This is a genomic window from Endozoicomonas sp. ALC013 (genome assembly GCF_049310205.1).
In the GTDB taxonomy this organism is placed as follows: domain Bacteria; phylum Pseudomonadota; class Gammaproteobacteria; order Pseudomonadales; family Endozoicomonadaceae; genus Endozoicomonas.
Map to the genome: position 1 here is coordinate 1 of NZ_JBLYNS010000228.1, position 4,999 is coordinate 4,999.

The following is a 4,999-nucleotide window of genomic DNA, read 5'->3' on the forward strand; positions in this document are numbered from 1 at the left end:
GAATGATCAGCCACTGCAGGCTGGCGTCTTCCCCAGGCCCGCCAATATCGGCAATCTCGATATTGGCCATCCAGGTCGGTATGCGGATATCTTCATAGTCTGACAGGGTCCATTCCCGGTAATTCAGCGGGTTAACGACATCCAGCACTCGCAGACTGTCTGCCTGGCCCCAGACCACCTGCTGCTTCCCCAAGCGCACCGCCGTTGGGCCCGCCACTGTGTCCCACTCCGCCTCCAGCCAGGCCTCTACCAGTTCTGCGCGACCATGACGGGTTTCCCAGGTAGGTCCGTTCAGGGACGAGTAGCTTTCAGGTCGGTCGGTGCGGGTGGTCAGGTCATCGGCCAGATCGAGACTGAACCGGGGTTTGATCAGAAAATCCGGCTGTTCCCCGGCAAGACTGATGCCCAGCACACCACTGAGCTCCGGCTCAAGAGTGGTGCGGACCTTGCTGACCCCATGCCGGTTCAGCCCGTAAGCCAGTTCCGAGCGCAGGGTGGTATCGAGGCTGATATCCGCAAAAGTGTCGGACGCCAGCACCGACCCTGGAGACAGCAGACCAACCGCCAGCCACACACCGGACCAGACACCGACGAAGCCCTTGAAGCGTTTCATTACATCCCGCCTTTTTTCAGAATGCGCCGGGTGAACAGGGCATCATCCAGCTGCACCTGGTAATTGACATTGTTGAACAGAAACCGGGACACATGACCGGTTTTATGGTTGGTGACAGTCTGCTGATGGCGGGTCCAGATACCATCAATCTGGCGGATATCTTCGGCCACATAGGTTTTCAGGTGTTTGCCTTTTTCGTCCCAGTAGTCGGTTTTGACAATAATCCAGTTGCCGGGGTGAACCAGATAACGGGTTTTGCCATAACCCAGCTCTTTAGCAATCTCTGGCGACCGGGGTGTGCCTTCAACCACCCAGGCACTGATGGCTTCGCCATCGACGGTGATATTCTCCCGGCCTGAGGTTGTGAAGGTAAAATCCTGCTCATCCACCCGGCCGGCCAGCTTGATGTCTTCATAGCTGAAGTCTGTGCCCATAAAGTAATCACCCCGGTCGGATGCCGATATCCGGCGCACCTTGCGCAGGGCGGGCAGATACAGCCACTGGTCATCGTCCCTGTGGGCCTGGGGATAGTCATAGGTGAGAAAACCGGTACCTTTGACATTTTTTGGCGACTGATAAAAGAACACTGTCCTCTTTTCCTGCCCGGCAGCCTCGCTGGCAGGAAAATACTTGCGATAGCTTTTGGTCTCGCGGGTGCGCTGTTTGCCACGACGATCAGTGAGGATCATTGTCAGATCACTGGTGGCCTGCTGGCCGTCATCCACGGCATTGACGCTGGCCACGATCTGTTCAGCCATCACCCGCCCTTCGGCTTGTTCCCGTTCCACCGCTTTTGAACTCTGAGGAGCAAACAGCAGACTGGCCAGCACCACAGAACCGGTCAGCACCATTACGCTGAACAGCGCACTCACCGGTTTGTGTGCCGGAATGTGTGCCTGTTGCCCAAAAATAAACCGGGGTTGAATCACCATCACCAGGGCAGGCAGTAAGGTCATTGCGGCCAGGAAGCTCATGGTCACAGAGAGAGCAACAATGGTGCCAAAGTAGGTGAGGGGGACCACTTTCGAGCTGATCAGCACACCAAAACCAAAGGCAATGGCCAGATAATTAAACAACAATGCCCGTCCTGTTGAGCCATAGATGGCTTGGAGATGATCCCGCAGACCGGACTTGGGATGGGCTTTCATCAGCACCCGAATCCGATCCAGGGTATGGATAGAGAAGTCGACACCCAGACCAATCGCCACAGAAGCAAACATCGATGTGCCGATACCCAGGTCAATGCCCAGCAGGGCCATGGCGGCGTACACCATCAGGATAGAGCTGATCACCGGCACCGTGGCCAGCAGACCAGCGACCAAGGAGCGAAACAGCAGGGCGGAGACAGCGCAGACACACAACAGCGCCAGCACCACACTCAACACATGGCTCGGGCCAAGATCCTTGATCCAGTGGTAGTTCACATTCACCCGGCCACTGAGATTGGCCGTGGCCTCTTCACTATTGAAGTGCTGCTCAATATACGACTGCAGCTGTTCAATGACCGGACGGGTAACCACAAACTCAGCAGTGTCAAGCCGCAGCCTGATATTGGCCAGACGGTAGTCGTAATCCACCTCTTCTTCAAAATCGGTGGGGTCGCCACTGGCAGAGTAAAGCAGGAAATACTGGGCAATCAGCGCTTCGTCTGTCGGCAGGGTGTAGAACGCGTCCCGGCCTTCGTTCAGGGACTTGTTCATCTGCTTGAGATAATCCACCACGGAGGTTGAACCATTCACATGGGGCAGGCTCTCGGCATAGGCCTGTAATTGCTCAATTCGTGTCAGGACTTCCAGGTTGAACACGCCTTCTTCGCGCGGGGTTTCCACCACAATATCGATGGTGTTGGTCCCCTGCAGATGGCTGTTGATGGCCTGGTCAGCCTGATAAATCTCTTCCTCGGGGTGGAAAGTGTGAATGCGATTTTCATTCACCTGCACCTTACTGGCCAGCCCGACGCCGACAATGGCCAGACCGGCAAAGACCACCAACGTTGCCCCAGGGCGCAGGGTGGCGAGATGACCCAGGGCCGCCATACCTCGGGAGAACAGATCACTGTGACCACGGCTTGCCAGTGTCACCCAGCGCTTGCTGACTTTGGGCTTGAGCAGGGTGATCAAGGCGGGCAGCACATACACGGAATACACCCAGGCGATAAAGACACCGAAAGCGGTGAACAGGCCAAAGGCTTCAAACGGTGGCATATAGGCAGCGGCGTACAGGCCAAGAAAGCCAGCCATGGTCGTCAGGGTGGTCAAGGTGACCGGGCGATACATCTCCTTGACTGCCGCTTCGATACAATCCCGGGGGCTCATCTCCGGGTTGCGGGCCTGGCATTCGTAGTAATGGCTGAAGATATGTATCGAGTCCGCCACCGCCATGCCGATCAGGATGACTGGCATGGCATTGGTGATCACATAAAACGGCACACCGTTGTAGGCCATAAAACCAAGCGTCATCAGCACCGAGGCCCCGATCACCAGATTGCCCAGCAGGGCAGGCATAAACCGGTGGAAAGCCACTGCCAGCATAATGGTGATGATCAGGCCTGCCAGGGGATTGAGACGGCTGGCATCGCGATCAATATAATGGCCGAGAAACCCCAGCACCGCGCCTTCGCCGGCAATATGCAGTGTTTGGTGTTCATCCAGGACAGCGCTGCCGGTGATGGCCGTTATCTGGTCGTAGGTCTGTTCCGCCAGGTCATCGCTGATCAGCTCCGCCACAATCACCGTCATCGCCTGGTCGTCTGATACCAGCATGCCGTCGTAGAGTGGGAAGTCGTTAATCGCTGCGCGGATGGCTTCGGGAGTCTGCACCAGATCATAGAAGGGAGATACATCCATCCCATCGTCCGTCCCGACAATATTATTTTCCGTCGCCAGGCTGATAGTGCGATCGGCATTGATATTGTCCAGGCTGTCGATCTGTGTGGTTAAGGTTTCAACCAGTGTGAGCGTCTCGGGCCGGTAAACACCCCGGGACGAGTTATCCTGAATGGCTATCACCAGGGGATCACTGAGGCCGAAGATCTCCCGTACCTTGTTTTTGTAAACCAGTGCCGGGTTATCCGCCGCTAGGAAAGCGTCTGCACGGGTATCCTTGTAGAGCTGTTTCAGACCACTGGCCAAGGCCGCCATCAGCAGCAATCCCAGTATCAGTATCTTCCAGGGGTGGTGAACCCCCAACAATTTAAGCGATCCCCTCAACGGTCGTTTCATGCCTCACTCCTTGATGTTTTCTTATTCTCATATGTATGTATATACATGTATTTTATGAAATTTTTTTACATGGCCATAATCGCTTCAGCGACCTGGATCAGTTGCTGGCTGTTTTTGTCGCCCAGTCGCCTGGACACATCCTGCTGTGCTTCCTTCCAACGGGTTCGTGCTTGCTTAAAGATGTTTTTGCCTTCTTCGGTCAGGGAGACCATGGAGATGCGACGATCGGCCTCGCCCTGGGTCGTTTGAATATAACCGGCTTTCTGCAGCAGTTTGAGATTACGGGTGAGGGTAGTTTGCTGCAAAACCAGAACCGCCTGCAGATCTTTCTGGGCAGTGCTCTTCATATACCAGAGCGAACGAAGGATAGAGAACTGGGCAATAGTCAGGCCCAGATCACGCAGGTAGTCATCATAATGACTGGTAAGAACCCTGTTGGCCTGACGTAAGCGCAGATTAAAGCAGGGCTCAATCCCACCGTAGGGCTGACGATTGCGTGAAGATCTTGCCATAACTCAGGCCTTAGTATTTAATTTTTATTATATGTACATAAATATATTTTGTGCAACTACCCAAATATCCAGTTCTTGGGGTTTGGCCATAGAGTCGTAAGAGGCGGTTCCGTTGCAAACTGATAGTGATCTCAGAACCTGCTATTTTGTATTCAGTCATAGTAGTTTAGTTGGGTCTTCCACCATGAATTTTTCCGGTCGTCACTATCCCAAAGATCTCATTCTCCATGCTGTCCGCTGGTACCTGCGTTATAACCTGAGTTACCGGGACTTAGAGGAGATATTGGAGGAACGTGGCGTGGATATTGATCATACCACTCCCTACCGTAGGGTTCAGGAATGTGCTCCACAACTGGGGCCTCAGCCAGCAAAAACAATAAATATAAAGCAGAATCTGTGTAATTATGCCAAAAACAGCCTGCAGCAATTCCCGCAAAAAATAGAAAAATGAAGATTTTCCCTTAATTGTTTTATTGATTTTTTAGACACAAATGGTTCATTGACGTCCAGTTTTTGGAGGTCTTCAGAGAGAATCTCCTGTTCTGCAAGAGCCATGAGGTTATGCAGTTCATTTTCGTAATCCTCCCAGTGGAGCTCATGGCGTGACTGGCGAAGAAGAGATAACCGATGTTGCAGCATCTCGATTGCAGGGT

4 protein-coding genes and 1 pseudogene are annotated in these 4,999 nt (G+C 53.6%); 1 reads left to right on the forward strand and 4 read right to left on the reverse strand.

What is annotated here, in order from left to right; translation table 11 throughout:
* From ACO6V1_RS22295 to ACO6V1_RS22305, 3 genes are all read right to left on the reverse strand, one after another.
* Nucleotides 1-613: DUF1302 family protein (locus ACO6V1_RS22295; RefSeq protein ID WP_422468654.1), on the reverse strand; the 613-nt coding region annotated here is incomplete at its 3' end.
* A complete protein-coding gene (locus ACO6V1_RS22300; RefSeq protein ID WP_422444423.1) occupies nt 613-3,834 on the reverse strand; it encodes an outer membrane lipoprotein-sorting protein in 3,222 nt (1,073 codons plus the stop codon). The genes ACO6V1_RS22295 and ACO6V1_RS22300, both read right to left, overlap by 1 nt.
* A gap of 65 nt (nt 3,835-3,899) precedes the next feature.
* A complete protein-coding gene (locus ACO6V1_RS22305; protein WP_422444425.1) occupies nt 3,900-4,346 on the reverse strand; it encodes a MarR family winged helix-turn-helix transcriptional regulator in 447 nt (148 codons plus the stop codon).
* 184 nt (nt 4,347-4,530) lie between these two features.
* On the opposite strand from ACO6V1_RS22305, the pseudogene ACO6V1_RS22310 reads away from it, so the two are divergent.
* Nucleotides 4,531-4,710, forward strand: a pseudogene (locus ACO6V1_RS22310) (IS6 family transposase); the annotation flags it as partial.
* A 38-nt stretch (nt 4,711-4,748) separates the two neighbouring features.
* Here the strand turns inward: ACO6V1_RS22310 and ACO6V1_RS22315 are convergent.
* The coding region (locus ACO6V1_RS22315; protein WP_422468656.1) for a hypothetical protein at nt 4,749-4,999 on the reverse strand (251 nt) is incomplete at its 5' end.